25 protein-coding genes are annotated in these 24,803 nt (G+C 68.3%); 10 read left to right on the forward strand and 15 right to left on the reverse strand.

Features of this window, described 5'->3' with window-relative positions:
• Nucleotides 1-33: 33 nt before the first annotated feature.
• Entirely contained in the window at nucleotides 34-585 is a 552-nt protein-coding gene (locus Q8L83_RS08870) for a biliverdin-producing heme oxygenase (protein ID WP_305286104.1), read from the reverse strand.
• A gap of 91 nt (nucleotides 586-676) precedes the next feature.
• The gene (locus tag Q8L83_RS08875) at nucleotides 677-2,092 is read right to left on the reverse strand and encodes a DEAD/DEAH box helicase (RefSeq protein ID WP_305286107.1); all 1,416 of its coding nucleotides are present in this window, start codon (nucleotides 2,090-2,092) and stop codon (nucleotides 677-679) included.
• 311 nt (nucleotides 2,093-2,403) lie between these two features.
• Between Q8L83_RS08875 and mutT the strand changes: the two genes are divergently transcribed.
• On the forward strand, nucleotides 2,404-2,811 hold the full coding sequence (gene mutT, locus Q8L83_RS08880; RefSeq protein WP_305286108.1) for an 8-oxo-dGTP diphosphatase MutT: 408 nt from the start codon (nucleotides 2,404-2,406) through the stop codon (nucleotides 2,809-2,811).
• Nucleotides 2,812-2,870: 59 nt separating this feature from the next.
• Nucleotides 2,871-2,960: a hypothetical protein gene (locus Q8L83_RS18630; RefSeq protein WP_370868375.1), complete on the forward strand. Its 90-nt coding sequence runs from the start codon at nucleotides 2,871-2,873 to the stop codon at nucleotides 2,958-2,960.
• Here Q8L83_RS18630 and Q8L83_RS08890 read toward each other — a convergent pair.
• On the reverse strand, nucleotides 2,957-3,871 hold the full coding sequence (locus Q8L83_RS08890; protein ID WP_305286112.1) for a methyltransferase domain-containing protein: 915 nt from the start codon (nucleotides 3,869-3,871) through the stop codon (nucleotides 2,957-2,959). The two genes, Q8L83_RS18630 and Q8L83_RS08890, sit on opposite strands and share 4 nt — an antisense overlap.
• Between Q8L83_RS08890 and Q8L83_RS08895 the strand changes: the two genes are divergently transcribed.
• The 5 genes from Q8L83_RS08895 (at nucleotide 3,870) to Q8L83_RS08915 (ending at nucleotide 8,242) form a co-directional block, all read left to right on the forward strand.
• The gene (locus Q8L83_RS08895) at nucleotides 3,870-4,652 is read left to right on the forward strand and encodes a ComF family protein (protein ID WP_305286114.1); all 783 of its coding nucleotides are present in this window, start codon (nucleotides 3,870-3,872) and stop codon (nucleotides 4,650-4,652) included. The two genes, Q8L83_RS08890 and Q8L83_RS08895, sit on opposite strands and share 2 nt — an antisense overlap.
• Nucleotides 4,653-4,710: 58 nt before the next feature.
• On the forward strand, nucleotides 4,711-4,971 hold the full coding sequence (grxC, locus tag Q8L83_RS08900) for a glutaredoxin 3 (protein ID WP_305286116.1): 261 nt from the start codon (nucleotides 4,711-4,713) through the stop codon (nucleotides 4,969-4,971).
• A gap of 11 nt (nucleotides 4,972-4,982) precedes the next feature.
• Nucleotides 4,983-5,813, forward strand: coding sequence for a carbon-nitrogen hydrolase family protein (locus tag Q8L83_RS08905; protein WP_305286118.1), 831 nt, complete (start codon nucleotides 4,983-4,985; stop codon nucleotides 5,811-5,813).
• Nucleotides 5,810-6,238, forward strand: a complete 429-nt coding sequence (locus tag Q8L83_RS08910; protein ID WP_305286120.1) for a DUF1178 family protein — start codon at nucleotides 5,810-5,812, stop codon at nucleotides 6,236-6,238. Before Q8L83_RS08905 ends, Q8L83_RS08910 begins: the two co-directional genes overlap by 4 nt.
• 81 nt (nucleotides 6,239-6,319) lie before the next feature.
• The gene (locus tag Q8L83_RS08915) at nucleotides 6,320-8,242 is read left to right on the forward strand and encodes a S9 family peptidase (protein WP_305286186.1); all 1,923 of its coding nucleotides are present in this window, start codon (nucleotides 6,320-6,322) and stop codon (nucleotides 8,240-8,242) included.
• A gap of 6 nt (nucleotides 8,243-8,248) precedes the next feature.
• Here Q8L83_RS08915 and Q8L83_RS08920 read toward each other — a convergent pair whose 3' ends face one another.
• Nucleotides 8,249-9,529, reverse strand: a complete 1,281-nt coding sequence (locus Q8L83_RS08920; RefSeq protein ID WP_305286122.1) for an OmpP1/FadL family transporter — start codon at nucleotides 9,527-9,529, stop codon at nucleotides 8,249-8,251.
• A gap of 200 nt (nucleotides 9,530-9,729) precedes the next feature.
• On the opposite strand from Q8L83_RS08920, the gene clpB reads away from it, so the two are divergent.
• Nucleotides 9,730-12,312 carry an ATP-dependent chaperone ClpB gene (clpB, locus tag Q8L83_RS08925; RefSeq protein WP_305286124.1) on the forward strand — a complete coding sequence of 861 codons (2,583 nt, stop codon included), beginning with the start codon at nucleotides 9,730-9,732 and terminating at the stop codon, nucleotides 12,310-12,312.
• A 63-nt stretch (nucleotides 12,313-12,375) separates the two neighbouring features.
• Here clpB and Q8L83_RS08930 read toward each other — a convergent pair whose 3' ends face one another.
• From Q8L83_RS08930 to argH, 5 genes are all read right to left on the reverse strand, one after another.
• A complete protein-coding gene (locus Q8L83_RS08930; RefSeq protein WP_305286126.1) occupies nucleotides 12,376-12,777 on the reverse strand; it encodes a hypothetical protein in 402 nt (133 codons plus the stop codon).
• 74 nt (nucleotides 12,778-12,851) lie between these two features.
• Nucleotides 12,852-13,382 carry a hypothetical protein gene (locus tag Q8L83_RS08935; RefSeq protein ID WP_305286128.1) on the reverse strand — a complete coding sequence of 177 codons (531 nt, stop codon included), beginning with the start codon at nucleotides 13,380-13,382 and terminating at the stop codon, nucleotides 12,852-12,854.
• Between the two features lie 75 nt (nucleotides 13,383-13,457).
• Complete coding sequence (gene lysA, locus Q8L83_RS08940) at nucleotides 13,458-14,726, reverse strand: diaminopimelate decarboxylase (RefSeq protein ID WP_305286130.1); 1,269 nt, start codon at nucleotides 14,724-14,726, stop codon at nucleotides 13,458-13,460.
• On the reverse strand, nucleotides 14,723-15,013 hold the full coding sequence (locus tag Q8L83_RS08945) for a hypothetical protein (protein ID WP_305286132.1): 291 nt from the start codon (nucleotides 15,011-15,013) through the stop codon (nucleotides 14,723-14,725). The genes lysA and Q8L83_RS08945 overlap by 4 nt, the downstream gene beginning before the upstream one ends.
• Complete coding sequence (argH, locus tag Q8L83_RS08950; protein WP_305286136.1) at nucleotides 15,010-16,455, reverse strand: argininosuccinate lyase; 1,446 nt, start codon at nucleotides 16,453-16,455, stop codon at nucleotides 15,010-15,012. Before argH ends, Q8L83_RS08945 begins: the two co-directional genes overlap by 4 nt.
• On the opposite strand from argH, the gene Q8L83_RS08955 reads away from it, so the two are divergent.
• Nucleotides 16,456-17,073 carry a TlpA disulfide reductase family protein gene (locus Q8L83_RS08955; RefSeq protein ID WP_305286139.1) on the forward strand — a complete coding sequence of 206 codons (618 nt, stop codon included), beginning with the start codon at nucleotides 16,456-16,458 and terminating at the stop codon, nucleotides 17,071-17,073.
• Between the two features lie 92 nt (nucleotides 17,074-17,165).
• Here the strand turns inward: Q8L83_RS08955 and Q8L83_RS08960 are convergent, their stop codons facing one another.
• The 5 genes from Q8L83_RS08960 to Q8L83_RS08980 form a co-directional block, all read right to left on the reverse strand.
• Nucleotides 17,166-17,966, reverse strand: a complete 801-nt coding sequence (locus tag Q8L83_RS08960; protein ID WP_305286141.1) for an acyl-homoserine-lactone synthase — start codon at nucleotides 17,964-17,966, stop codon at nucleotides 17,166-17,168.
• Between the two features lie 68 nt (nucleotides 17,967-18,034).
• The gene (locus tag Q8L83_RS08965) at nucleotides 18,035-18,766 is read right to left on the reverse strand and encodes a LuxR family transcriptional regulator (protein ID WP_305286143.1); all 732 of its coding nucleotides are present in this window, start codon (nucleotides 18,764-18,766) and stop codon (nucleotides 18,035-18,037) included.
• A gap of 30 nt (nucleotides 18,767-18,796) precedes the next feature.
• A complete protein-coding gene (locus Q8L83_RS08970) occupies nucleotides 18,797-19,228 on the reverse strand; it encodes a helix-turn-helix domain-containing protein (protein WP_305286145.1) in 432 nt (143 codons plus the stop codon).
• Between the two features lie 707 nt (nucleotides 19,229-19,935).
• A complete protein-coding gene (locus Q8L83_RS08975) occupies nucleotides 19,936-21,936 on the reverse strand; it encodes an ATP-binding protein (RefSeq protein WP_305286146.1) in 2,001 nt (666 codons plus the stop codon).
• Between the two features lie 99 nt (nucleotides 21,937-22,035).
• Nucleotides 22,036-22,266, reverse strand: a complete 231-nt coding sequence (locus tag Q8L83_RS08980; RefSeq protein WP_305286148.1) for a hypothetical protein — start codon at nucleotides 22,264-22,266, stop codon at nucleotides 22,036-22,038.
• A 265-nt stretch (nucleotides 22,267-22,531) separates the two neighbouring features.
• Here Q8L83_RS08980 and Q8L83_RS08985 point away from each other — a divergent pair, with 265 nt between their 5' ends.
• Complete coding sequence (locus Q8L83_RS08985) at nucleotides 22,532-24,319, forward strand: long-chain-acyl-CoA synthetase (protein WP_305286150.1); 1,788 nt, start codon at nucleotides 22,532-22,534, stop codon at nucleotides 24,317-24,319.
• A 31-nt stretch (nucleotides 24,320-24,350) separates the two neighbouring features.
• Here Q8L83_RS08985 and Q8L83_RS08990 read toward each other — a convergent pair whose 3' ends face one another.
• Complete coding sequence (locus Q8L83_RS08990; protein WP_305286152.1) at nucleotides 24,351-24,725, reverse strand: sensor histidine kinase; 375 nt, start codon at nucleotides 24,723-24,725, stop codon at nucleotides 24,351-24,353.
• Nucleotides 24,726-24,803: the final 78 nt, after the last annotated feature.

Raw genomic sequence — 24,803 nt, forward strand, 5'->3', positions numbered from 1 at the left:
TCGGGTAGCGGACGCTTTCGGGGGTCGCTCGGCTCAGGCCGACGTCGGGGCGACGGCTGTGAACCCGGCCTCGAAGGCGGCGAAGACGCCCCGCGCCCCATCCACGGCGGCGGCCGTCTCGGCGGGGTCGAGGTCGCGACTGTCGAGCCATTCCAGAAAGGTGCGCCAGAGGGGCTCGCCCTGGCCGTGGGCGAGATAGGCGATGGGCGCCGCAGGCTGCGCCTCGGCCAGCCGGCGGCGCAGGAGGGCTCCGCCCAGGCGCGAACCCTCCAGGACGTAGAGCGCGCCTACGCGCTCGGCCGCGTTGGTTGGGGCGGGGATGAGAGCGGGGGCGGGCGCTTCGAAGCCCAGTTCGGCCAGGTCGGCCAGCAACGCCCCCGCGCGGCGGCGTTCAGGCCAGCTGGGCGGCAGGTCTTGGGGTGGGGCGGCGTCCAGCGCCGCCTCCAGGGGCGGCAGCACGGCGGCGTGGCCCAGGAGAAAGGCGCCGTAGCCCTCGGGGCTGGCCAGATCGAAAGCGCCGCCCAATCGGTCGACGCGATCGTGATCCTGGCGCGTGGCTGCGCGCAGGGTGGTTCTCAGAGTCATCAAGGCTCGGTGGTCCTGTTGTCGCCCAGACAGCAACGCACGGACGGCGATCAGGTCGCCGTCCGTGCTGCAGAGGTGAGCAGAGCGCGATCTAGTCGATCGGGCTCCAGGCCTTGGGGGCGCCTTCGCGCTTGGGACCGCGGAAGCGATCGCCGCCGGCGGCCGCCTTGGCGGCCTGAGCCGGCTTGGCGCCATCGCGGCGGGGCTGACCGCCGCCGCGGCCTTCGCCGCCGCCACGACCCTGGTCGGGACGCCGGTTACGGGTCTGGCGCAGGGCGGCGGGCACGTCATTGCGCGGATCGCGCGAGCGACCCGAGGCCTGACGGGGTTCTTCCGGCGTGACGTCGGCGATGGCCTTGGTCATCAGGGCCAGGGCCTTGTCGTTGCGGCGGTCGAAGGACGGGATGGTCTGGCGCGTGACCTTCTGGATGTCGCGCAGCAGGTTCCGCTCGTCGTCGGCACAGAAGGCGATGGCCGAGCCATCGGCGCCGGCTCGGGCCGTACGGCCGATCCGGTGGACATAGGCTTCCGGCACGTTGGGCAGTTCGTATTGAACCACGTGGCTGACGGCGTCGATGTCGATGCCGCGGGCGGCGATGTCGGTGGCCACAAGCGCGCGGATCTTGCCCGCCTTGAAGTCCGCCAGCGCCCGTTCACGCTGGCCCTGGCTCTTGTCGCCGTGGATGGCCGAGGCTTCCACGCCGCCCTGTTCCAGGGTCTTGGCCACGCGGTCGGCGCCGCGCTTGGTGCGGGTGAAGACGATGACGCGCTTGAAGTCCTTCTCGGCGAACAGCTCGGCCAGCAGGGCGCGCTTGCGGGTCTGCTCGACGAACAGAACCTTCTGGCTGATGCGCTCCACGGTGGTCGCCTGGGGGGTCACCGAGACCTTGAGCGGGTCCTTCAGGAGTTCGCCAGCCAGCTTGCCGATTTCGGTGGGCATGGTGGCGGAAAAGAACAGGTTCTGCCGCTGGGCGGGGATGTGCTTCACGATGCGGCGGATCGGGACGATGAAGCCCATGTCCAGCATCTGGTCGGCTTCGTCGAGGACGAAGGTTTCGACCCCCTGCAGGGTGACGGTCTTCTCGCCCAGATGGTCGATCAGGCGGCCCGGCGTGGCGACGAGGACGTCGACGCCGGGGGCCATGGCGCGCATCTGGCCGCCATACTTCACGCCGCCGAAGATCACGGTGACGGTCAGGCCGAGATGCTGGCCATAGGTGCGGAAGCTCTCGGCGATCTGGGTGGCCAGTTCGCGGGTCGGCGATAGGACGAGCACCCGGCAGCCGCGACGGGGCGCAGGCTTGGGGTCGGCCGCCAGGCGGTGGAGGATGGGGAGGGCGAAGGCGGCGGTCTTGCCGGTGCCGGTCTGGGCGATGCCCAGGATGTCACGGCCGGAGAGCACGCCCGGAATGGCCTTGGCCTGGATCGGGGTCGGGGTCTCATAGCCCTGGTCGGCCAGGGCCTTCAGCAAAGGCTTGGCCAGGCCGAGTTCAGAAAATTGGGTCAAGTGACTTACAGTCTTTCGGAGTGCGCCGAAGGCGGCCGCTTGCTGTGCAAGGGTCGCGGGACGCGGGTCAGTTTGGGGAAAGCCCCCGCGTGGCGGGGCGATCTATGCGATCTCTTCTGGCGCTCAACAGGCCGAACCTCCGTTTCAGGAGGCCCTCACGCGGGCTGGAGCACCGATAGCGCCAATCAGGGCGCAAGGCACACATCGTCTTTCGCAGGTGCGAAGTCAACCCAAAGTCGTCGGCGCGGCCTGCGGGGTCTCAGTTTGTCTCGCCCTGTTGCATTTGCAGCAGAGGCGCGGAAAGGAGAGGCATGACCGAAAAGCCCATACTCCTGGTCGCCGCCGCGGCCCTGATCGACACCGATGGCCGCGTGCTGATCTGCCAGCGCCCTGAGGGCAAGCAACTGGCCGGGCTCTGGGAGTTTCCCGGCGGCAAGGTCGAGACCGGCGAGACGCCCGAGGCCTGCCTGATCCGTGAGTTGGACGAGGAGCTGGGCATCCAGGTGACCAATGCCTGCCTGGCGCCCTTCGTGTTCGCCAGCCACGGTTATGAGTCCTTTCACCTGCTCATGCCACTTTATCTGTGTCGGCGTTGGAGCGGCTTCGTCACCGCCAAGGAACACAAGGCTCTCGCATGGGTGAAGCCCAACAAGCTCAGCGACTATCCGATGCCGCCGGCCGACGCGCCCCTGGTGGCCTGGCTGCGCGACATGATCTGAAGCGGTTCGCCCAGGACGCGTCCGGCGCCACCGCCATCGAATACGCCCTGCTGGCGGCCGTGCTCGGCCTGGTGATCATCACCGCCGCAGGCGTGCTCCGCGCCCAGATCTACGCCCTGCTGATCAGCGTCTCGGACGCGCTCGTCTAATCCTCGTCCCGCGGCAGCGGGTTCTCCTCGACCCCCAGGGCCTCGGCCAGGCGCATCTTGGCCGAGCCCGGCTTCAGGGGCTGCTGCTGGCTGGCGTGCGGCGCCCAGCCGGTGAGGGTGAGGATTTCGAAGGTGGCCGGGACGCGGCCGTCCTTTTCGCCGAACCGTTCCACATAGAGCTCGAAGGCCCGTCCCAGCACCGCCCGGCTCAAGCGCCGAGGGTGACGATCAGCCAGGGCGTTGGTCTCGCCCATCTGGCGCAGGTCGGCCAGCAGCTTCAGCGGATGGGCGTAGCGCACGGTCACCCGGTCCACATCGGCGACCGGCAGGGCGAAGCCCGCCCGCTGCAATAGGCCAGCCGCGTCCGAGGCGTCGGCGAAGGGGGAGATGCGGCTGCCGGCGCCGCCGGTCAGTTCGGCCTCGGCGTCGATCAGCGAGCGGCGCAGCTCGAACAGGGTCGAGCCCCCCAGGAAGGCGCCGATGAACAGGCCGTCTGGCCTAAGCGCCCGGCGGATCTGAATCAGGGCGCCGACCACATCATTGGTCCAGTGGAGGCCGAAGGTGGAGATGGCCAGGTCCAGGCTGCTGGCCGCAAAGGGCAGGCGCTCCTCATCGGCCACCAGGCGCGGTCCCGGCCGGCCCTTCAGCATGGCGTCCGAAAGATCGGCCTCGACCACCAGACCGACCCGGGCCTTGGCGTCGCTCTGGCTCAGAGCCTTGGCGAACGCGCCCCGCCGCGCCGAGAGATCGACGGCCAGGGGGAAGTCGCGCATGATCGCCTCCAGGCGCTCCACCGCGTCCTCTGAGGCGCGGCGGTGCAGGAAGTCGGCGGCTTCAAAGGCCGGGGCGGCGCGGTCCAGGTGCTTGCGCACAAGGCTGCGGTCGAACAGTCGGGGCGGGTTGGGTGACATGAGCCTGCAAGATGGCCTTTCGGGGCTCGCGTGGAAACCAGGGGCGCGGCTGAAATCGGCCGGGCGCGACCTGCTCGACCTGGTGTTTCCGCCACAGGCCCTGGATGTGGGGCCGCGGCCCCTGTCGCCAGGGCTCTCGGCGGAAGCCTGGATGAGGATCACCTTCCTGGACGGGCCGGTCTGCGACGGTTGCGGGGCGGCGTTCGAATTTTCGCTCGGGCCGGGCGTGCGCTGCGCCGCCTGCGAGGCGCGGCCGCGGGCTTTCTCCCGCGCCAGGGCGGCCTGTGTCTATGACGAGACCTCTCGCGATCCGATCCTGCAGCTCAAGCACGCCGACCGGCAGGACCTGGCGCCGCTGTTCGCCCGCTGGCTGTCGCGGGCGGCCGACGGACTGGTGGAGGAGGCCTCCGCCATCACGCCGGTGCCGCTGCATTCATCGCGGCTGTTTTCTCGCCGGTTCAACCAGGCCGCCGAGATCGCCCGCGGCCTCGCCCGCCTGCGGGACCGGCCCTACCTGCCCGACGTGTTGGTGCGCCGAAGAGCGACAGAGAGCCAGGGCGGCAAGTCCGGATCGGGCCGCAAGCGCAATGTCGCCGGCGCCTTCGTCGTGCCGCCGGGGCGAGCCCATCAGGTGGCTGGACGCAACATCCTGCTCGTCGACGACGTTCTGACCACAGGCGCCACCGCCGAAGGCTGCGCGCGGGCCCTGCTCGCGGCCGGAGCGGCCCGTGTCGATCTCGCCGTGGTGGCGCGCGTCAAGGCGGCCGCCACCTCCTCGTGACCTGCAGCCGCACGGCCAAGGTCTGGACATTTGATCAGGGAAGCCCCTTATCCCCGCCATGCCAAACGTCACCATCTACACCAAGCCCTACTGCCCCTACTGCGTGCGCGCCCTGACCCTGCTGGAAAAGAAGGGTGTGGAGTTCACCGAGATCGAGGCTGCTTTCGATCCCGAGAAGCGCCAGGAAATGGTCCAGCGCTCCGGCGGCGGGACCACCTTCCCGCAGATCTTCATCGGCGAGCGCCACATCGGCGGCTGCGATGACATGATGGACCTGGAGCGCGCGGGCGAACTCGACACCCTGCTGCAGGGCGCCTGAAGCCTGATCGCATGATGCTCCGCGTCGCCCTCGTCCAGACCCGCACGCCAGCCAGCCAGGCGTCGGCCCTCGAACACGTTCTGCTCCTGGTCCGCCAGGCGGCCGAGGGCGGGGCGCAGCTGATCGCGACGCCGGAGGGAACCAACATCCTGCAGAAGGACCGCGAGGCCTTGCTGCCGCAGTTGCGCGCCCTGGAGGAGGATCCGGTCGTGGTCGCCCTGCAGGATGTTGCGCGCGCTTCGGGCGTCGCCATCCTGATCGGCTCGGCCCTGGTCAAGCGCGAGGATGGCCTGTGCGCCAACCGCAGCGCCCTAATCAACCCTGACGGCGAGATCACGGCGACCTACGACAAGCTGCACATGTTCGACGTGGACCTGCCCAGCGGAGAGCGCGTCCGGGAATCGGCCACCTATGCGCCGGGCGATGTCGCCGTCACGGCCACGGCGCAGGGCGCGAAGCTCGGCCTGACCATCTGCTACGACCTGCGCTTCCCGGCCCTGCATCGGGCGCTCGCCCTGGCCGGGGCCCAGATCCTGACCACCCCGGCCGCCTTCACCCGCTCGACCGGGGCGGCGCACTGGGAGGTGCTGTTGCGCGCCCGGGCCATCGAGACTGGCAGCTTTGTTATCGCCCCGGCCCAGGGCGGCTTCCATGAGGACGGCCGCGGCACCTATGGCCACAGCCTGGTGGTCTCGCCCTGGGGCGAGGTGATCGGCCAGCTCGATCACGATGAGCCTGGGGTGCTGTTCGCCGACCTCGACCTGGATCAGGTCGCCAAGGCCCGTGCCGCGATTCCGGCCCTGGCCAATGCGCGGGCCTTCTCCGGACCCGCGGCGATATGATCCGCTACGCCCTGGCCTGCGATCACGGCCACGAGTTCGAGGGCTGGTTCTCGGCGTCGAGCGATTTCGACGACCAGAAGGCCCGGGGCTTGCTGGAATGCCCGGTCTGCGGTGTGCGCGAGGTGCGCAAGCAGATCATGGCTCCGGCCGTGGCGGGCACCAAGCGCAACACGCCCGACCTGCCGCCCAAGGCCCGGGCGGTGATGATGGAGGCGCTGAGCAAGGTGCGCCGCCACGTGGAAGAAAACTTCGACGATGTCGGCGACGCCTTCGCCAAGGAGGCCCGCGCCATCCATGAGGGCAGGTCCGAGGACCGCGGCATTTATGGCCAGGCCACGCCGGCCGAGGTGAAGGCCCTGGTCGAGGACGGCGTGCCCGTCGCGCCCCTGCCGCCAGAGCCGCCCAAGAAGACCGAGGTCAACTAAAACACTCAAGGCGCGGGTTGATGTGGTGCGAGCCTTCCGCCACCGTGGGTTGGGTGGTGTTAGGGGGCGATCTTGACGTGCATGCGAGCCTTGCTGGGGCTGTTGGCGGCCCTGTGCGCCGTGGCGTCGGTTCAGGCGGCGCCGTTGGAGGCCTATGGCCGCCTCCCTGATATCGAAATGGCCTCGATCTCGCCGGATGGCGCGCAGGTGGCGATGATCGTCACCAATGGCGAAGACCGGGCGATCCTGCTGAAGACCGTCGACAGCGGCGCGACCCGGAGCATCCTGATCGGCGAAGCCAAGGCGCGCGGCCTGTCCTGGGCAGGCTCACGCTTCCTCCTGGTGACCACTTCGGTGACCAGCCGCATCGGTGGTGGGGTCATCGCCCCGCGTAGCGAGCGCTTTATTCAGTTCGCCTACGACCTTGAGCGCGACAAGCTCATGCACCTGCTCGATGACGCCGCTGGGGGCCTGAACATCATCGCCGCGCCTCCCGAAGTCCGGCTGGTCGAGGGCGAGCCGCGTCTGTTCCTCACGGGCGTCCACTTCGGAAGCGACGGCCGAGGGCGCACGGCGCTCTATGAGGTCGATCTCAACCGCGGCGGTCGCTCAAGGCTGGTCCATGGCGGAATGCGCGACACCCGCGAATGGCTGGTGGCGGCGGACGGGACGCCCATCGCCACGACCGAGTATGAAGGGCGCACAGGCCGCTGGGTGCTGCGGGTCGCCCAAGGCCGCGATTGGCCCGAGGTGCTATCCACCACCCGTCTGAACGAACCGCCAGTCTTGCTGGGCTTTGGTCGCGACCCGCGGAGTCTTCTGGTGGCGGGTTGGCATGAGGGCGAGGGAGGCCTGCGCGAATATCAGATCGACGACCACGCCTGGGGCGAGGTCTTCGCGCCGGGTGATTCGAACCCGATCTATGATCCGCAGAGCCAACTCCTGATCGGCCACCGCCGGATGGTGGGCGATGAAGACATCGTCCACTTTTTTGATCCGGCCGACCAGGCCGTATGGAAGGCGATCGCCGCCGCCTATCCGGGAGAGCGGGTGAGCCTGGCCGACTGGTCGCAGGATCGCTCACGGATCGTGGTCCGGGTGGATTCGCCAGGCGAGGGGCCAGCCTACGCTCTCGTCGATCTGAAGCGCCGCAAGGCTGACTGGATCGGCCAGGTCTATGGCCGGCTGGGCCCAGCCGACCTGTCACCGGTGCAGCCGGTCGCCTTCAAGGCCCGCGATGGACTGGCTCTCAGCGGATACCTGACGGCGCCCAAAGGCAAGGCGGCCCGGAGCCTGCCGCTGATCGTCCTGCCCCATGGCGGGCCGGCCGTGCGGGACACGCCAGGCTTCGACTGGTGGGCCCAGGCGCTCGCTTCGCGGGGCTATGCCGTTCTGCAGGTGAATTATCGGGGTTCGGCAGGCTTTGGTCCTGAATTCCTGACGGCTGGGTTCGGCGAATGGGGCGGCAAGATGCAGACCGACCTGTCCGATGGAGTCGCCCACCTTGCCGCCGATGGCGTCATTGATCCCAAGCGGGTCTGCATCGTGGGCGCCAGCTATGGCGGCTATGCGGCCTTGGCGGGCGTCACCCTGGATCCCGGCGTCTACCGCTGCGCCGCCTCCGTGGCCGGTTTGTCGGATCTCAGAAAGTTCGTCCTGTGGTCCAAGACGCAAAAGGGGGTCGCCGCCCAACGGTACTGGAACAGGTTCATGGGCTCTGAGGATGATCGCGACCCGGTCCTTCGGGCCAAGTCGCCAGCGCTTCTGGTTGATCGCGTAGAGGCGCCGGTTCTTCTGGTTCACGGCAAGGACGACACCATCGTTCCCTTCGACCAGAGCCGGGACATGGCCCAGGCGCTAAACGCGGCGGGCAAGCCAGTCGACCTGGTCCCCCTGGATGGGGAGGATCACTTCCTGTCCAGGGGCCAGACGCGGCTGCAGATGCTGCAGGCGGTAGTGAGCTTTCTGGAAACTCACAATCCGCCTGACGCACCGTCTTCCTAGGTGGTCCTAGAAGGTCTTGCGCAGACCCAGCGACAGGATGGCGCCTTCGCCGTTCACGTCGCCGCGCAGGCGGGTGACGGTCTGGGCGGCGGTGCCTTCGTAGAAGGTGGTGTCGTGGTTCACCTTGCTCTCGTCGAAGGTGATGTAGGAGAGCGCCGCATCCATGGTGAGCGAGTCGCTCAGCGCAGCGCTGGCGCCGACGCCGTAGAGCCAACGGTCGCCGTCTGGAACCCGCGCGGTGCGCAGGTCATCGGGGGTCGGGGTCGGATCGTACTGGGCGCCGGCCCGCAGGGTCAGCCGTTGGTTGACCATGTAGTCCACGCCCATGCCGCCGGTGGTCACGTCCTTGTACCGCTGGGGCAGGGTTTCGTTGACCGCCGGGGAGGTGACGGTGATCTGGTCGAACTCGCTCCAGCCGATGCGGTTGACCTGGGCGTTGATGGCCAGACGCTCGGTGGCCTGCCAGCGGGCGCCGAAGGTGGCGATCCACGGGGTCGAGAAGTTGGCCGAGCCGCCGATGTCGGTGTTGAACGGGGCCAGCGGGCCGGCCAGGCCAACCACCCGAACATCGCCGTCCAGGTCATGCTCGATCGCCGAACGATAGCTGGCGCCGAAGGTCAGGGCGTCGAAATGGGCCTGGGCGCCCACGGTCCAGCCGAAGTCCCAGCCATTGCCCTTGAGCTGCGAGACGCCGTCCGGGATGGCCGGCGACAGGTTCGGATAGGCGGTCGAGAGGGTGGCCTCGGTGTATTGCGCGCTGACGCCGGCGCCCAGGTCGAGCCAGTCGGTGAGCTGCATGGCGCCGGTCAGCTGGACGTCGGCCGTGGTCAGGCCCGACTCCAGACCGTCATATCGCGCCCAGGCGTTGTCGCGATATTCGGTGGTGAAGTTGTACGGGGCGGCCACCGAGAGGCCGAGGGCGAAGCGGTCGCCCACCGGGGTGGCGATGGCGAAGTTCGGGGCCACGCCGCTCTGGATCGGATTGAAGGCGCGGGGCTCGCCGCCCACCGGTACGGTCACGCCGCCGGGATAGGTGATGGTCGAGCCGGTGTCGGTGACGGTGGCGTCAACGAAGATCGCATGGGCGCCGACGTAGACTTCCCGCGGGGAGCGGGCGATGGCGGCGGGGTTCCACCAGAGGGACGAGACGCCCGTGTCGGCGACTTCGCCGGTATAGGCCCGGCCGGCGCCACGCACCGACTGTTCCTGCAGATAGAAGCCGCCGGCCGCAGCCGGACCAGCGAGGCTCGTTGCGCCGACAAGCGCCAAAACCCAAGCCTTTTTCATAGGTAGAACTCCCAAACACGACAGCTGTGCCGGCCGTGAGGCCGACTGGTGCGGGGGTAAGGGGCGGCCCTGGCTTTGGTTTCCCCATAAACCGGGGCAATCCGACTTGTGTGGCGTAATGGCCACACCTACATCCAGCCTCGACGCGCCTTGCGCTGTCTCAAGGCGAGGCGCGTCAATCCGCCTAACGAGGGGATGCCATGAACATCGACGTCTATTCCGATCGCGCCAAACAGGCGATCCAGTCGGCCCAGAGCCTCGCGCTCGCCCGCCGACACCAACAGCTTGCTCCGATCCACCTGCTCAAGGTTCTGCTTGAGGAGAAGGACGGACTGTCCCGCGCCCTGATCCAGAGCGCTGGCGGCCGACCCGACGAGGCAGACGCCGCCGTCGAAACCGCCCTGGCCAAGCGGGCCAAGGTCGAGGGGGGCTCTGGCCAGCTCTATATGGCCCCGGAGACCGCCCGGGTCTTCGCCAAGGCCGAGGCCGACGCCAAGGCGGCCGGCGACGCCTTCGTCACCACCGAACGCTTGCTGCTGGCCATCGCCGCCGAGGGTGGCGAGGCGGCTGAGGCCCTGAAGAGCGCCGGCGTCAAGGCCAGTGCCCTGGAAAGCGCCGCCAACGATGTCCGCAAGGGCCGCACCGCCGACTCCGCTTCGGCCGAAGAGGGCTATGACGCGCTCAAGCGCTATGCCCGCGACCTGACCCAGGCCGCCCGGGACCAGAAGCTCGACCCCGTCATCGGCCGGGACGAAGAAATCCGCCGGACCATCCAGGTGCTGTCGCGGCGCACCAAGAACAATCCCGTCCTGATCGGCGAACCCGGCGTCGGCAAGACCGCCATCGTCGAAGGCCTGGCCCTGCGCATCGTCAATGGCGACGTGCCCGAAAGCCTGAAGGACAAGAAGCTCCTGTCCCTCGACATGGGCTCCCTGATCGCCGGGGCGAAGTATCGCGGTGAGTTCGAAGAGCGGCTGAAGGCCGTCCTGAACGAGGTCACCGCCGCCGAAGGCTCGATCATCCTGTTCATCGACGAGATGCACACCCTGGTCGGCGCGGGTAAGTCGGACGGCGCGATGGACGCCTCCAATCTGTTGAAGCCCGCCCTGGCTCGCGGCGAGCTGCACTGCGTCGGCGCCACCACGCTGGACGAGTACCGCAAGCATGTGGAGAAGGACGCCGCGCTCGCTCGCCGGTTCCAGCCGGTCTTCGTCTCCGAGCCGACGGTGGAGGACACCATCTCCATCCTTCGCGGCCTGAAGGAGAAGTACGAGGTTCACCACGGGGTGCGGATTTCCGACAGCGCCATCGTCGCCGCCGCCACCCTGTCGAACCGCTACATCGCCGACCGCTTCTTGCCCGACAAGGCCATCGATCTGGTGGACGAGGCGGCCAGCCGGGTGCGCATGGCGGTGGACTCCAAGCCCGAGGAGCTGGACGAGATCGATCGCCGGATCGTCCAGCTGAAGATCGAGCGCGAGGCCCTGACCCGCGAGACCGACGCGGCGTCCAAGGCGCGGCTGGAGAAGCTGGAGGACGAGCTCGTCGAGCTGGAGGCGGAGTCCGCCGGCATGACCGGCCGCTGGAAGGCCGAAAAGGACAAGCTGAGTTCGGCCGCCCAGATCCGCGAGGCCCTGGACCGGCTGCGCGCCGAACTGGTGGCCGCCCAGCGCCGGGGCGACCTGCAGCGAGCCTCGGAGATCGCCTACGGCGAAATCCCGCCCCTGGAGCGGAGCCTGGCCCAGGCCGAAACCGCCGCCGCCGAAGAGCCGGTCAGCCCCGAGGTGGTCGACGCCGAACAGATCGCTGCGGTGGTGAGCCGCTGGACCGGCGTGCCCGTCGACAAGATGCTGGAGGGCGAGCGCGAAAAACTGCTGTCCATGGAGGACTATCTCCGCGGTCGGGTGGTCGGCCAGGAGGAGGCCCTGGTCGCCGTCTCCGACGCCGTGCGCCGGGCCCGGGCGGGCCTGCAGGATCCCAACCGGCCCATCGGCTCGTTCCTGTTCCTTGGCCCCACCGGCGTCGGCAAGACCGAGCTGACCAAGGCGCTGGCCGAATTCATGTTCGACGACGAACAGGCCATCACCCGCCTCGACATGAGCGAGTACATGGAGAAGCACTCGGTCAGCCGCATGATCGGCGCGCCTCCGGGCTATGTCGGCTATGATGAGGGCGGGGCGCTGACCGAGGCGATCCGCCGGCGGCCCTATCAGGTCATCCTGTTCGACGAGGTCGAGAAGGCCCATCCCGACGTCTTCAACATCCTGCTGCAGGTGCTGGACGACGGGCGGCTGACCGATGGCCAGGGCCGCACGATCGACTTCCGCAACACCCTGATCATCATGACCTCGAACATGGGTTCGGAGTTCCTGGCCGCTCAGGCCGAGGGCGAGCCGGTCGAGGCCGTGCGGCCGATGGTCATGGATGTGGTCCGCAGTCACTTCCGGCCCGAACTGCTGAACCGGATCGACGAGATCATCCTCTTCAAGCGGCTCGGCCGGGCGGAGATGGACAATATCGTCGGCATCCAGCTGCAGCGGGTCGAAAAGATGCTGGCCGACCGGCGCATGGCCCTGTCCCTGGACGAGGCCGCCATGACCTGGCTGGGCGACAAGGGTTACGACCCGGTCTATGGCGCCCGGCCGCTCAAGCGCGTGATCCAGAAGGCGCTGATCGACCCTATCGCCCGGAAATTGCTGGCTGGGGATCTGGAGGACGGGGCGGTCATCGCGGTCAGCGCGGACGATGACGGCCTGCTGATCGGACGCGCCCAGGTTCACTAAAACGGTCGACGACTTCCACGGAGTCTGGACGCCCTTCCTGTTCGCAGGGAGGGCGTCTGTCGTTCAGCCCTTGGTCTTGCGCAGGCGCTGGGCGGCGTAGACGTCGGCCAGGGTCAGGCCCAGCAGCACGCCGTAGAAGATCGCGAGCCCCCGCCACTGCTGGCGGCTGGCGGGGCGGGCCTTGAGCAGGACGGCGACCTGGCCCGCGATGTTCAGTCCATGGGCCACGAGCCAGCGCTTGTCGCCGCCATCCAGCAACAGCCCCGCGCCCGCCGACATTTCCCGCAGGCCAAGGGTGCGCACCATAGAGGCCTCGCCAAGCCCTGTGCGGCCTGCGATGGCCGCCGGGCGCGCGGTCTTGATCAGGCCGATGGCGAGGCTCGCCAGGCCCAGGGCGTAGATGGTCGGCCGGGCGGCGACGGGGGTCTTGGGCAGAGAATTCTGGGTCTTGGGAAGCGAGGCCATGCCCATCGAAAGACTTCGCCCGCCGCCGGGTTCCGGCGACGGGCGACAAGTCGTCTCACGCTTATGTCAGATGATCAGAGGTCGATCGGGCTGACACGGCCGCCGCGGGTGACCACCCGGCGCATGATGGCCACGCTCTCGCCGCCGGCCAGGGGGCGGGCCACGGTGATCACGAACCAGGCGCCGTCGGGCAGGTTCGAGAAGGAGAAGCGGTCGGCTGCGTCGCAGGTGGTGCGCCGCACGAAGGACGAATAGTCGTCATTGGGCGCCGAAGGGGTGCGCGCCCGCACCTCGTCCGCCGGCAGGGCGGCGGCCTCGGGCGAGGAATAGAGGATGCTCATCCGCCGCCGCGTCCAGGGGGTTTCCGGCGTCAGGACCACGCCCGCGCCCGAGCAGGTGAAGCGCGCCGGACCCTGGCGATAGGTCAGACGGCCATCGATGGTGTTGCGTCCCGGCACGGCCGACCACGAAAAGTCCTCCGGCCGGAAGACTGTGGGCGAGGGGGCCGAAGCCCCTGGCGGCGGGGGCGGCGGACCCATGGTGGGGGCGCAGGCCGTAGCCAGGGCGAGCGTGGCGGAGACCGCCAGGATGCGAAGCTTGGACATGGCCCGACCATAATTAAGGTCTGTGACAGATGCCAACACTAGATGCGTCATCCCGACGCGGGGCTGCCCACCACCTCAGAGCCAGGGCGCCGGCGTCTCCCGGGCGAGCATCTCTTCATAGGTCGGCCGCGGGCGGACGATGGCGAACTCGGCCCCCTTGACCAGAACTTCAGGGACCAGGGGCCGGCTGTTGTACTCGCTGGCCATGGAGGCGCCGTAGGCGCCGGCGCTCATGAAGGCCACCAGGTCGCCCGCCTCGAAGACGGGCAGCGCCCGATCACGGGTGAAGGTGTCGCCGGTTTCGCAGACCGGGCCGACCACGTCATAGGCCTTGGCCTCGCCCTCCCGCGGGCGGACGGCGCGGATGTCGTGATAGGCGTCGTACATGGCCGGGCGCAGCAGGTCGTTCATGGCCGCGTCCAGCACCAGGAAGCGCCGTCCCTCCGGTCGCTCGTGAATGTGCACCACCTGCGCCAGCAGCACGCCGGCGTTGGCCGCGATCACGCGGCCTGGCTCGAAGGCCAGCTTCACGTCCAGGCCGCGGGTGGCGTGCGCCACGACCTTGGCGTAGTCGGCCGGCGACGGGGGTTCGGGCTGGTTGAAATAGGGCACGCCCAGGCCGCCGCCCAGGTCCAGCCGCTCCACCGTCAGGCCTTCGCCCTTCAGGCGTCCGACCAGGCCGGCCATCTTGGCGAAGGCCTCGGCCATGGGGGCGAGGTCGGTGATCTGGCTGCCGATGTGACAGGCCACGCCGACCGGGTTCAGCCACGCGTTGTTCGAGGCCTGGGCATAGAGCCGCTCGGCCTCGGCGAAGGAAACGCCGAACTTGTTCTCCGACTTGCCGGTGGCGATCTTGGCGTGACCGCCGGCCGCCACGTCGGGATTCACCCGGAACGCAATGGTGGCGCGCTTGCCCAGGCTTTGCGCCACCTGGGCGATGGCGGCCATTTCCGGCTCGGACTCGACATTGATCTCGCTGACCCCGGTCTCCAGGGCGAAGGCGATCTCAGCCCGGGTTTTGCCGACGCCGGAAAAGACGATCCGTTCGGGGGGCACGTCGGCCGCCAGGGCCCGGCGGATTTCGCCCTCGGACACGGTGTCGGCGCCGGCGCCCAGCCGCGCCAGGGTCCTGAGCACGGCGACGTTGGAATTGGCCTTTACGGCGAAGGCGATCAGCGGATCGCGCACGCCTTCGGCCTCCAGCGCCTCGCGCAGGACCGTGTAGTGCCGCTCGAAGGTGGCGGTAGAATAGACATAGACCGGGGTGCCGACCGCCTCGGCGATGTCGGCCAGGGCCACGTCTTCGCAGAAGAGCTCACCCTCCCGCAGCTCGAAATGGTTCATCGGGGATTGGCGTAGGGGTCGGGCAGGGCGCCTTGGGGCGAGGACGAGGTCGGATTGGAGGCCGTGCCCTCGATGGGCAGGGTCCGGGGCGGCGCAGGGTTTGTGGCCCGGGTGCGCGGATCGACCGTGTCCACCGGCTTGCTGGCCGAGGGACGGGGGGCGACGATCTCGCCGGTGGCCGGATCGCCCCACAGGGGCGGCGGGCGCTCCAGACCGCCAGCCTTGCCACAGGCGGCCAGGGCCAGAGCGCTGGCCAGGGCCATGAGAAGCGGGGCGCGGAGGTTCATTTCAGCAAGTCCTTCCAGCGGGCGACCTGGGCGCGAACCTGGTCGGGGGCGGCGCCGCCATAGCTTTTGCGGCTGGCCACGGATGCGGCCGGTGTCAGCACTTCATAAACGCCGGAGCCGATGCGCGGGTCCAGGGCCTTCATCTCGTCCAGGGGCAGATCGGCCAGATCGCAGGCCAACTGCTCGGCCCGCTTCACCGCCGCCCCGGTGATGTGGTGGGCGTCGCGGAAGGGCATGTCGAGGGTCCGCACCAGCCAGTCGGCGAGATCGGTGGCGGTGGAGAAGCCGGCGCCGGCGGCGGCGGCCATGCGTTCGGCGTTAGGGGTCAGGTCGGCGACCATGCCGGTCATGGCGCCCAGCGACAGGTCGAGCACATCGAAGGCCTCGAAGGTCGGGACCTTGTCCTCCTGCATGTCCTTGGAATAGGCCAGCGGCAGGCCCTTCATCACCACGGCCAGCTGGGTGAAGGCCGCCAGCATGCGGCCGGCCTTGGCCCGGACCAGCTCGGCCGCATCGGGATTCTTCTTCTGCGGCATGATGGACGAGCCGGTGGTGAAGGCGTCCGACAGGGCGATGAAGCCGAACTGCGGAGTCATCCAGATCACGATCTCTTCGGCCAGGCGCGACAGATGGGTGGCGCAGATGGCCCCGGCCGCCAGGGCCTCCAGGGCGAAGTCGCGGGAGGAGACGCTATCGAGGGAATTGGCCGTGGGGCGATCAAAGCCCAGGGCCTGGGCTGTAGCGTGGCGGTCGATGGGGAAGGGCGAGCCGGCCAGGGCCGCGGCGCCCAGGGGGCACTCGTTCATGCGGACCGCCGCATCGGTGAAGCGTGAGGCGTCGCGGCCAAACATCTCCACATAGGCCATCAGATGGTGGCCGAAGGTCACCGGCTGAGCCGGCTGCAGGTGGGTGAAACCGGGCATCAGGGTGTCGGCGTGGGCCTCGGCCTGAGCGACAAGGGCGCGCTGCAGGGCCTGGAGCTGTTCCGCCGTGCGATGGCAGGCCTCGCGGACCCACATGCGGAAGTCCAGCGCCACCTGGTCGTTGCGCGAGCGCGCCGTGTGCAGCCGTCCGGCCGCCGGCCCGATCAGCTCGCGCAGGCGGGCCTCCACATTCATGTGGATGTCTTCGTATTCGTCGCGGAAGGGGAAGGTCCCGTCGGCGATCTCGGCCTCGATGCGGGAGAGGCCCCCCTGGATGGCGGCCTCGTCCTCAGCCGAGATCACGCCCTGGTCGCGCAGCATGGTCGCGTGGGCGCGGGAGCCGGCGAGGTCCTGCGGCGCCAGGCGCTTGTCGAAGCCTATGGAGACGTTGATCGCCTGCATCAGGTCGGCGGGCTTGGCCGAAAAACGGCCGCCCCACATGGCCTGACCCTGGCCGGAAGCCTCGCCTTTCGCCATATGGACGTCGTCGTGCGGAGTTTTGGAGGCGTTGTCGGTCATATGAACGGTCAATCAGAGACGAGACCCGGACCCAGCCTGTTCCGCTGGGCCCTCTGGGGCGTCGCCGCCTTCGGCGTCGCGGCCGTGGTCTACATCATCGTTCAGGCTTCGACCAATCCCGATGCGAACCGCGGCCTGCGCGCCTTCGCCAAGGGCGAGATGGCCGCCCTCCAGACCCCGGCCGAACCGCGCCCGGCGCCGGTGACCACCATCTATGATCCGGAAGGCCAGCCGCTGCGCCTCAGCGCCTTCCGCGGCGAGGTGGTGGTGCTGAACCTGTGGGCCACCTGGTGCCCCCCTTGCGTGGCGGAGATGCCGACATTGGCGGCCTTGGCGGCGCACTATGAAGGCCAGCCCGTGCGGGTGTTGGCCGTCAGCATCGACCGCCCGGACGATGTTGACCGGGCGCGGGCCTTCATCGGCCAGCATGCGCCGCTGGAATTCTACAGCGATCCGAACATGAAGCTCGCCTTCGACCTGGTTCCCCCGGCGCCGGGCATGCCGACGACGGTGATCTACGGCGCGGACGGCGTGGAACGGGCCAGGCTGTCCGGCGGCGCGGACTGGGGCGGCGACGACGCCAAGGCCCTGGTGGATCACGTGCTCGCCGCGGAATAGGCCCCAGGCATAAGCACGGTCGGCTCCAGCCGAATCAGGCGCGACGGCTGGCCCGCCGCGCCTGCGCTCGCCGCCCGGCGCGCCCCGCAGGATCAGGCGTTCGTTCGCGCCTTTTCGGGCTGAACCTGCCGGCGGCCATCGAAATAGGCGTAGAGGGCTGCGGCGGCCGCAATGGCGTGCGGGCCTTCGTCCATCTCCACCATCGGCCGAACGGCGGCGTTGGCCCGGCGGAACTGGCTCTCGATCCCCTGGAAGTCGCCGCACAGGGCGATGTCCTCGTCCTCGACCTCATAGCCCGCGGCGCTCAGGTCCCCGAGACTCTCACGCAGGCGGGCGATTTCGGCGGCCCCGATCGGCGCATAGACCCCGGCCATCACGCCAAAAGCGTAGGGGGCCGGCAGGCCGGTCAGCTTCAGATCCCAGGCGATATTGGAGGCCAGCGGATAGAGCCGCATGTCCACCATGCCCACCAGGCGGCGCGCGCCATGGGCGTGGGCCACCTCCATGGCCGCCAGGAAGGCCTCGGCCACCCGGCGCCCGCCCCGGCGGTTCTTGCGATAGGCGTGGGTCGAGAAGATGCGGCTCATCTCCCAGGCCTCGGCGCCCTTCAGGGGCGGGGCGCCCTGGGCGATCATATGGGGAAAACTGTCGGTCAGGATGCAGCCATCCAGGGTGGAGCGCACCCGCAGGCCGACCTCGATCTCGTCGTCCGGCCCCAGGGCCAGCAGATAGACGGCGAGGTCGTCGTCGAAGTTATCGACCTCGCCGCCGTCCACCACCTTGAGGTCGGTCCAGCCGTTCTCCTCGATGAAATGCTGGCGGCGAAGCTGGTGCATCTCCTGCAACTGACGGGCGTAGAGATGGCGGTTCTTGAAGGTCACGATATGGATCACGGCGAAGCTCCAGGGAGGAAGGTCCGCCCTGATGCTGCGCGCGAGCCCTGCGCGACCCTATGGGGTGATCACCCTATGACTGGCCGGATCAGCCCCTGGCGCAGGGCCGCGGTGACCGCCTGCATGCGGGTGGAGACATCGAGCTTGCGCTTGGCGCGCTCCACATGGTGGTTCACGGTCTTAGGCGAGATGTCGAGAATGGCCCCGATCTCCCAGTCGCTCTTGCCCAGCGCCACCCACTCCAGGCATTCGGCCTCGCGGGCTGTGAGCAGGCCAGGGCCGGGGCGATCGGCGGCGATTTCGTGCAGGCGCACGGCCAGGGTGGCGAAGACCACGCCGACGCTTTCCAGCAGGGGGCGATGTTCCGGGTTGAACCGCGAGATGGGGCTGGCCATCCGCAGCACGATCTTCTCGCCGACGGGGCCTGGCGCCTGCACGACGAAGGCGTTGGCGAGGCCTTCGCTCAGGGCGTCCTTCCACATGGTCGCCGCCGCGGCTGGCGCAGCTTCGCGCACGTCGGTCCAGGTGAAGCCGGTCTGGTTGGCGGCGATCCAGTCCGAACAGGGATCCTGCTCGATATAGCGCTCGCGCCAGTAGCGCTGGTCCCAGTCGATGAAGCCATGCCGCGAAACGATCGTCGGGATGTCGGCCATGCGCAGCCCCGACAGACGCGTGCAGCAGTAGCGATCGAAGCCGAAGGCTTCGAGCGTGCGGCGGAAATGCGCCTCCAGCACCTGCAGATCCCGATGCGCCGGCGCTTCCGAGAGGAAGGCCCAGCTCAGGTTCTCAATGGACGGCATCGACGGCGACCCCTTTCAGTCGGGATCGACTTAAGCGGGTTCGCGGTTCTTCGTCACCTGTCCCAGGGACTCCGCCGCGGCCGGCGTCAGGACGCGCAGGAAGCTGACCAGCGAGGTGCGCGCTTCGGCCGGCAGCTGCTCGTAGACGGCCAGGAGCTCAAGGGCGCCAGGGGTGCGCATCCGCGACAGCAGGTCGAGATCGACGCTGGGTTCTTCGTCGGGCGTGTCCAACACGTCCAGCAGGTCGGTGACCCGGCAGCGCAGGGCGCGGGCGATCTGGACCAGACGGGAGAAGGAGATGCGATTGGCGCCGTTCTCGTACTTCTGGATCTGCTGGAAGCTGACGCCGCATTGCTCGGCCAAGGCCTCTTGAGACATGCTGATGGTCCGGCGCCGGATGCGGACGGCCGCCCCCAGGGCGATGTCCATCGGGTCGGGGGTCTTGGTCGAGGACTCAGTCAAGCCATTCTCCTTTAATCACGAGCGCCGCCTGACGGGGCGGCCAGCCAGTGGGCCGATTGTTTCAAACCTGAGAGGTTGTCCAACCGTCACACCACTCGCCTAGCGTGGCTAACGCATGAGTTGCAAGAATAGCGTTCTACGAAAATGGGTAGATGTTGACCCTAGGGACGTTTGGTCCCGGCGCAGCTATCCCAAGATGAGCTCTACGCGCGCCGCAGTTGCATCTCAGACGCGTTTCCAGCTGACTCAGGCGCCACCCCCCGAGGCGCTGATGAAGCCATGGGGTCGGGTCGATGCTGGCCGATCCGCCGCAACTCGCCACCTCGCACCTCGCCCACAGGACGCAGTCCGACTGTTTCAACTCTGAAAGAAAGGGGTCGTTGTCGCCCGTCCTGGGCGCAGGATTTCCGTCCGCCATCACTCACCTCCAAGTGAACAAAAGCAGAACATTGAGCCCGTGGCGACTCCGCTCTGAGTGCGTCCGGCCACCCCCGCCAGTTCAGGTGGCATGGTCCAGTCGGTGCCGGCCCATCGAGGTGCGAGAGGGTCGCTGATGCGGGCGATGGTCCCTCGACTGCCGATCCAGTCTCTTGTTTAGAGATCGCCTAAGCCAGAGGCGCCCGTTAAACACGTTGAAACCATTACGCAAATCGTCGCAGCGAGCCGTCAGGCTGTGGCGGTGAACGGCTCGGGCGACCAAGTCGGCCCTACGCCGCGGTGTTCTGCCCCTCGACCACGCTCTGCAGCACGGCGATCAGGCGCTCGGCCTCGATGGGCTTGGCCAGGTGCAGGTCGGCCCCGGCCGCCAGGCTGGCGGCGCGGTGCTCTGGCAGGGTGTTGGCGGTCAGCATGACGATGGGCGTACGCCCCCGGGCGGCGTCGGTCTCCCGGGCGCGGATCTTGCGGATGGCGGTCAGGCCGTCCATCACCGGCATCTGCATGTCCATCAGGACCATGTCGAAGGGCGCAGCTTCGAAGGCCTCGCAGGCCTCGAGCCCATTCTCGGCCAGGACCAGCTCGACATCGAACTCGGCCAGCAGCACCTCCACGACCTGGCGGTTGATCGGATGATCGTCGGCCACCAGGATGCGCAAAGGGCGCTCGACGGGCGGTACGGCCATGGGCTCGGCGACCGGCTCCCCGGTCGGCGGCAGAGGCAGGTCGAACCAGAAGACCGCCCCGCGCCCCCGACCGCTGTCGGCGTCGATCTCGCCGCCCATCAACTCGACCAGCTGCTGGCTGATCGCCAGGCCCAGGCCCATGCCGCCAAAGCGCCGGCTGATCGTGGCGTCGGCCTGGGTGAAGCGCTTGAAGAGATCGGCCTTCCGCGCAGGATCAAAGCCCATGCCGCTGTCTTCGACCGTGAAGCGCCAGCGGGCGTCGTCCAGGGGCCGCAGGATCAGGCGCACCTGACCCGCCTCGGTGAATTTCAGGGCGTTGGTCACGAGGTTGGCCAGCACCTGCTTCAGCCGCAGGGGATCGCCCACGACCATCGTCTCGGCGCGGGGGTCGATCTCCAGCAGGAGGGCAAGACCCTTTTCGGTCGCCCGGGGCGCCAGGAGGGTTTCGATCATCCGCACGGTGTCTGCCAGATGGAAGGGCTCCGGCGCGATCTGCGCCGTCCCGGCCTCCATGCGCGAGACATCCAGGAGGTCCGACAACAGACGCTCCAGACCCAGGCCAGAGGTGCGGATGATCTGCACCATGTCGCGCTGCACCGGGGTCAGCGTGGTGCGCTCAAGGGCCGAGGCGACGGCCACCACGCCGTTCAGGGGCGTGCGGATCTCGTGGCTCATATTGGCGAGGAACTCGGCCTGGGTGCGCTGGGCGGCCATCTGCTGGCGCCAGGACCGGCGGGCGCGGGTGACCATCACCGCCGCCACCGCCCCAAAGGCCAGCAGGACGGCGAGGACCGGCAGTATGGACCGCCGCAGCAGCGCCGTGCCCGGCTTCTGCGGCGTCCAGGCCAGGACCAGCGGCGCCTCGGCGTCCAGGACATCGATGCTGAGCTGGGCGTCCCCGTCGCGGGCCGCGGCGGCCCCCAGGCCGGTGCGGAGGTCTTCCAGGAGGTAGCGATCCTGCAGCACCTCGATGGAGACCTGCTCGATCGGCAGCAGGGTCAGCAGGATCGGCGCCCGGTCGCCCTGGGGCAGGACCTGGCCCTGGTCGGGCTGAAACAGGCTGGCGGTGGCCAGGCGGATGCGTCCGTCGATGGCGACGAAGCCGCTGGCCTGGATCGGATCGGGATGGCCGCCCTCGACCGGGCGCCAGGGACCCCGGCGGGCCTCGGCGGCGCGAACCTCGGAAATCAGGCCGGAAAAGACCTCGACCGGCGCGCTGGCCAGATCAACCTGATCGCGCGTCTGGCGGTGATAGATGGGCTGATCGGCGCCATCCACCACCAGGAGGCGGCTGAAGTCGAAACCCAGGGCGTAGAAGTCATTGAGGTTGGCGTCGGCCCAGGCCAGGTCGCTGCGATGGTCCAGGTTCAGCATCGCCTCGTCCCACGAGGTTTCGGGGACGATGGAGGCCTCCACCTCGGCCACGGCCGAGGCCAGGCCCTGGCGAACCAGCGCCTGTTCGCGCAGGCGGGTGCTCTCGTCGACCCCGCGGCTCCAGAAGATCAGACTCAGGACGAAGACCGCCATGGCCGCCAGGGCCAGCAAGGCGGTGGGTAGCAGCAGGCCAAGGCCGCTCAGGCGACGCATCGACGACTCTCCACGATCCTCCGAGAACGTACGGGAGCGGGTCATCGATATAGATCAGATATCTATGTTCGTCCAAGTCCGGTGGAGCTTGGACGCCATCTAGCGGTCCTGGCGATCTCGGTCAGAGCGGACCTTCACCCGCTCCGGCGCAGGCCAGATGCGCACGGCCACTGCCGCCGTCACCGAACCGAAGATGGCGATCAGGGCGCCGGCGGCCTGAATCTCGTTCATGCCCGTGGCCATCAGCCGGCCGGCCATGGCGCCTGAAATGAACACCAGGGAGGCGGTGCCCCATTCGGCCATGCCTTGTGAAAACAGCCCTTTGAGCATTGTTCACTCCACTTCTGCGGTCACGCGATCCTGCGCCCGCGGCTCTTAGTCAATCCTTACGGATGTGGGTCTGCGTCATCGCACCGCAGGGCGGTCTTTGCAGCCATCGGGCGGTGCGAAAAGGACAAGGTTGGGTGGAATATTGGCGCCGGCGCCAAAGAGGACGGCGGCGGCGGGGTCGCCGTCCTGTCTGAGGTCGAAGGGCCGGTTCGGCTTGACCCGCCGGGGAACCCAACGCCAAGGTGCGCGTAGTGGGAGGGTGTTTATGCGCTTGAAAGACCGGCTGGGACGCGAGTGGCGGTTTTTGCGCAAGCTCCGGCGCACCTTGGGGCGGGTGAAGTCAATCGCCCCCGACTCTCCGAACCTGATCTGCGACGATCTTCAGGAGGCGATGGACAAGTGGCGTGATCGCCCCGCCATGACCTTCGAGGGGCGGACGATCACCTATGGCGAGCTGGACGGCATCGCCAACCGCTACGCCCATTGGGCCAAGGGGATCAATCTGCGCCGCGGCCAGACCGTGGCGCTCTTCATGCCCAATCGGCTGGAATATTTCTGCGTCTGGTACGGCCTGTCCAAGGTCGGCGTGATCACTGCCCTGATCAATAATCAGCTGACCGGCGCCGCCCTGTCTCACTGCCTGAACATTTCCGGCGCCAGCCATTGCATCGTCGATCCCGAGACGTCCTCGGCGTTCGAGGATGTGCGGGACGGGCTGGAGACGCCGGTTCAGCAGTGGATCCTCGGGGAGGCGCGGGGTGGCCAGCGCGACCTGATCCAGGCCCTGAAAAGCTGCAGCCAGTTGCCGCCGGACCGCAGCGTGCGCGACGGCATGACCGCCCGCGACACCTGCCTCTACATCTATACGAGCGGTACGACGGGCCTGCCCAAGGCCGCCCGCATCACCCATGTGCGCGCCCAGCTCTATATGCGCGGCTTCGCGGGTTCGACCGGGGCCGAGGAGAAGGACCGGGTCTATGTGGCCCTGCCGCTCTACCACGCCACCGGCGGCCTCTGCGCCCTGGGCGCGGCCCTGCTGAACGGTGGGTCGGTGGTGCTCAAGAAGCGCTTCTCGGCGGCCCAGTTCTGGCCCGACATCGTGGCCGAAGGCTGCACCATGTTCGTCTATATCGGCGAGCTCTGCCGCTATCTGGTGAACCACCCCGAAACCGACGAAGAAACCCGGCACAAGCTGCGCCTGGCCTTTGGCAACGGACTGCGTCCCGACGTCTGGTCGGTGATGAAGAGCCGGTTCCGCATCCCCGACATCCTGGAGTTCTACGGCTCCACCGAGGGGAATGTGTCGATGTTCAACTTCGACGGCAAGGAAGGGGCCATCGGCCGCGTGCCGCGCTATCTGCGCAGCCGCTTCAACTTCCGGCTCGTCCAGTTCGATGTGGAGAACGAGGTTCCGATCCGAGGGCCGGACGGATTCTGCATCGAATGCGGCCCCGGCCAGATCGGCGAATGCGTGGGGCGCATCGGTGGCGACGCCCGGGCCGAATACACCGGCTATGTGGACAAGGCCGCCAGCGAGAAAAAGGTGCTCAAGGACGTCTTCGCCAAGGGCGACGCCTGGTTCCGCACCGGTGATCTGATGCGCCAGGACGCCGAGGGCTATTTCTACTTCATCGACCGGATCGGCGACACCTTCCGCTGGAAGGGCGAGAACGTCTCGACCAACGAGGTCTCCGCCCGCCTGCAGGAGGCCCCCGGGGTCCTGGAGGCCAATGTCTATGGGGTCGAGGCGCCCGGCGCCGATGGCCGCGCCGGCATGGCCGCCCTGGTGACGGACTCTGACTTCGATCTGGCCGCCTTTGGCGAGCACGTGGCCCGCGAATTGCCCAGCTACGCCCAGCCGGTGTTCCTGCGAATGATGCCGGCCATGGAGACCACTGGCACGTTCAAGCAGCGCAAGGTCGATCTGGTGGAGCAGGGTTTCGACCCGGCCAAGATCAAGACGCCGCTGTACTTCAAGGACCCCGAAAAGGGCTATGTGAAGATCACCAAGACGGTGTTCACGAAGCTCGTGGCGGGCGGCTACCGCCTCTAGAGCCGCAGGATCAGGCCGTGTTGCGACCGCCTCAGGCGGCCGCCTCGGCGCCTGAGGCTTCTTGCAGCGTCAATCGCAGATGGCAGCGAAGACCGCTTTCTGCGAACTCCAGGCGCGCTTCGCCGTCGATGTCGCCCTGAAGACTTCGCTCGATCAGGCGTGAGCCAAAACCCTGCCGGAGCGGGGGCGACACCGGGGGCCCTCCCTCCTCGCGCCATACGAGGTCGAGGCGCAAACGGCCGTCTTCGTTGCTCAACGTCCACTCGACGCGCACGCAGCCTTCCGAGAGGGAGAGTGCGCCGTACTTGGCGGCGTTCGTCACCAATTCGTGGAAGACCAGGCCCAGGGTCAGGGTCTCGGTTGGCGACAGGGCCACCGAGGGGCCGTCGAGCCTGTAGCGGGACACTTGGTTTCGGAGCGGCGGACACTTGGTTCTGGAGTCGCTTTTAATTCAGCGCCGCCTCGATAGCGGGGTGCGGTGGGG

The organism is Phenylobacterium sp. (assembly GCF_030680185.1).
In the GTDB taxonomy this organism is placed as follows: domain Bacteria; phylum Pseudomonadota; class Alphaproteobacteria; order Caulobacterales; family Caulobacteraceae; genus Phenylobacterium.

Coding starts and splice junctions, on each gene's coding strand:
- Q8L83_RS08870 (WP_305286104.1), bottom strand. CDS start 585: ATGACTCTGAGAACCACCCTGCGCGCAGCCACGCGCCAGGATCACGAT.
- grxC (WP_305286116.1), top strand. CDS start 4,711: ATGCCAAACGTCACCATCTACACCAAGCCCTACTGCCCCTACTGCGTG.
- Q8L83_RS08975 (WP_305286146.1), bottom strand. CDS start 21,936: ATGCGTCGCCTGAGCGGCCTTGGCCTGCTGCTACCCACCGCCTTGCTG.
- lysA (WP_305286130.1), bottom strand. CDS start 14,726: ATGAACCATTTCGAGCTGCGGGAGGGTGAGCTCTTCTGCGAAGACGTG.
- Q8L83_RS08905 (WP_305286118.1), top strand. CDS start 4,983: ATGATGCTCCGCGTCGCCCTCGTCCAGACCCGCACGCCAGCCAGCCAG.
- Q8L83_RS08980 (WP_305286148.1), bottom strand. CDS start 22,266: ATGCTCAAAGGGCTGTTTTCACAAGGCATGGCCGAATGGGGCACCGCC.
- Q8L83_RS08985 (WP_305286150.1), top strand. CDS start 22,532: ATGCGCTTGAAAGACCGGCTGGGACGCGAGTGGCGGTTTTTGCGCAAG.
- Q8L83_RS08935 (WP_305286128.1), bottom strand. CDS start 13,382: ATGTCCAAGCTTCGCATCCTGGCGGTCTCCGCCACGCTCGCCCTGGCT.
- mutT (WP_305286108.1), top strand. CDS start 2,404: ATGACCGAAAAGCCCATACTCCTGGTCGCCGCCGCGGCCCTGATCGAC.
- Q8L83_RS08945 (WP_305286132.1), bottom strand. CDS start 15,013: ATGAACCTCCGCGCCCCGCTTCTCATGGCCCTGGCCAGCGCTCTGGCC.
- Q8L83_RS08890 (WP_305286112.1), bottom strand. CDS start 3,871: ATGTCACCCAACCCGCCCCGACTGTTCGACCGCAGCCTTGTGCGCAAG.
- Q8L83_RS08910 (WP_305286120.1), top strand. CDS start 5,810: ATGATCCGCTACGCCCTGGCCTGCGATCACGGCCACGAGTTCGAGGGC.
- Q8L83_RS08965 (WP_305286143.1), bottom strand. CDS start 18,766: ATGCCGTCCATTGAGAACCTGAGCTGGGCCTTCCTCTCGGAAGCGCCG.
- argH (WP_305286136.1), bottom strand. CDS start 16,455: ATGACCGACAACGCCTCCAAAACTCCGCACGACGACGTCCATATGGCG.
- Q8L83_RS08915 (WP_305286186.1), top strand. CDS start 6,320: ATGCGAGCCTTGCTGGGGCTGTTGGCGGCCCTGTGCGCCGTGGCGTCG.
- Q8L83_RS08920 (WP_305286122.1), bottom strand. CDS start 9,529: ATGAAAAAGGCTTGGGTTTTGGCGCTTGTCGGCGCAACGAGCCTCGCT.
- Q8L83_RS08955 (WP_305286139.1), top strand. CDS start 16,456: ATGAACGGTCAATCAGAGACGAGACCCGGACCCAGCCTGTTCCGCTGG.
- Q8L83_RS08930 (WP_305286126.1), bottom strand. CDS start 12,777: ATGGCCTCGCTTCCCAAGACCCAGAATTCTCTGCCCAAGACCCCCGTC.
- Q8L83_RS08895 (WP_305286114.1), top strand. CDS start 3,870: ATGAGCCTGCAAGATGGCCTTTCGGGGCTCGCGTGGAAACCAGGGGCG.
- clpB (WP_305286124.1), top strand. CDS start 9,730: ATGAACATCGACGTCTATTCCGATCGCGCCAAACAGGCGATCCAGTCG.